This window comes from Streptomyces sp. H39-C1, assembly GCF_027158125.1.
GTDB classification, from domain to species: Bacteria; Actinomycetota; Actinomycetes; order Streptomycetales; family Streptomycetaceae; genus Actinacidiphila; species Actinacidiphila fildesensis.
The window spans coordinates 1-1,697 of the sequence record NZ_JAPVLS010000235.1 but is presented as its reverse complement, the minus strand read 5'-3'; the positions used below and the strand labels follow the sequence as shown (position 1 = coordinate 1,697).

1 protein-coding gene and 2 pseudogenes are annotated in these 1,697 nt (G+C 67.1%); 1 reads left to right on the top strand and 2 read right to left on the bottom strand.

The features are described 5' to 3' along the window. Positions 1 to 203: 203 nt before the first annotated feature. Positions 204 to 395 (top strand): annotated as a pseudogene (locus O3W51_RS47900) (hypothetical protein); the annotation flags it as partial. Here the strand turns inward: O3W51_RS47900 and O3W51_RS47895 are convergent. Further along, positions 396 to 1,091: pseudogene (locus O3W51_RS47895) on the bottom strand (IS256 family transposase); the annotation flags it as partial. A 279-nt stretch (positions 1,092 to 1,370) separates the two neighbouring features. Beyond that, positions 1,371 to 1,697: hypothetical protein (locus O3W51_RS47890; RefSeq protein ID WP_269290374.1), on the bottom strand; the 327-nt coding region annotated here is incomplete at its 5' end.

The following is a 1,697-nucleotide window of genomic DNA, read 5'->3' as shown; positions in this document are numbered from 1 at the left end:
AACGGAGAGACGAACTCCCACTCAGCATCCGAAAGTTGAGGTCGAGACACCCCACCGTTCTACCCCAAAGCCCCCGCCCCTACCGCCCGGGGACCCACGAGATCACAACCCCACACACGCCCTAGGAGAGCCGCAGCACACCACATGCCGGGTGGCGCCCCCGAAGGCGCCACCCGGCACGCACGAGACAAGCTGCTGGGCCGGTCGGCATCTACACCAACCCAGTCCACGTGATCGCCTATGACGACGGCGAAGTACGCCAGCAGTACTCAACCTGCTTCACCTCCCGCATCGTCGGCGGCGAGCTGCACACCAGCAGCGAGACCAAGGAAGTCGCGTTCGTCGAGCCTGCCGCTTGGGAGTGTCTTTTTCTTTGTGCATGCCCGGTGCTGTGATTACTGGTTGATGATGCGGTCGCCGTAGTAGCCGGCGAGGGTGTTGATGGCTTGTTTCCAGTTGCGGGTTCTGCCGGTGACGTTGGGCCGGTTGGGCTGCCGGTCGCGGATGACGAGGTAGAGGACCTTCAGGGCAGCGTTCTCGTCGGGGAAGTGCCCGCGACGTCGGGTGGCCTGCCGGAACCGTGAGTTCAGCGAGTCGCTCATGTTCGTGGTGTAGACGACCTTGCGGATCTCGGACGGGAACCGCAGGAAGAACACGAAGTGTTCCCCGTTGCGCCGCCAGCCCGCGACCAGCGCCGGATATTTGGTGCCCCATTCGGCCTCGAACTCCGCGAAGCGGGCCTCGGCCGCATCCGCGGTCACGGCGGTGCAGACCTGCCGGAGTTCTTTGGCGATGGGCTGCCAGTGCCTGGTGGAGGCGTATTTCAGGCTGGCGCGGACCATGTGGACCACGCACAGCTGCACGTCCGCGAGCGGCCAGATGGTGGTGACCGACTCCGGCAGTCCCTTCAGCCCGTCGCAGCAGGCGATCAGGACGTCCTGCACGCCGCGGTTGCGGAGTTCGGCGAGCCACGTCATCCAGGTTTTGGCGCCCTCGCCGCCGGTGCCGACCCACATCCCCAGTACGTCCCGCTCGCCTTCGAGATTGATCCCGACCGCGACGTAGACCGGGCGGTTCGCGACCGCACCGTCATCCGGAAGGGTTTGTAAGGCCGTGTTTCCGTGCAGCCCTCTTCGCCCATCTCTCACATGTGTCTCACGGATGGGGTGTCATGGAGCTGAAGTAGTCATCATGGCGGCGCGTGTGGAACGAGACATGACCCGACTGGAGGAGTGGGGCGCGCTCGCTGACGGTGCAGCTGCGGTGGCCAGCCCCAGGGGAGGAGGGGCCGGTCACCGCAGCTCCATCGTGCGGTCAGTTCGGTGGAGCTCCGGTGTCACCGGTGACCGGAGCCGGTGGTCCCCGCGGACCTACTGCTGTCCGTCGCCACCATCCGCGCCGGTTGTGGCGCCGGTGGTGGAACCAGCACCCGTATCAGTACCGTTCGCGTCACCCGCACCCGCACCCGCACCCGGATCAGTGCCGTTTGCGTCACCGGAGCCAGCACCCGCATCAGTGCCGTTCGCGTCACCCGTACCCGCACCCGCACTTGAACCCGCACTGGCGTCGTTGCCGTTCGCGTTGTCGCCACCGGCGGCGTTCCCGTTCGCGTCACCACCGCCGGCCGCGCTGCCGCTGCCACCGGCGTCGCCCGCTCCGATGACGGCTCCGGTGGCCGCGAGCGCGGCCGTGACCGG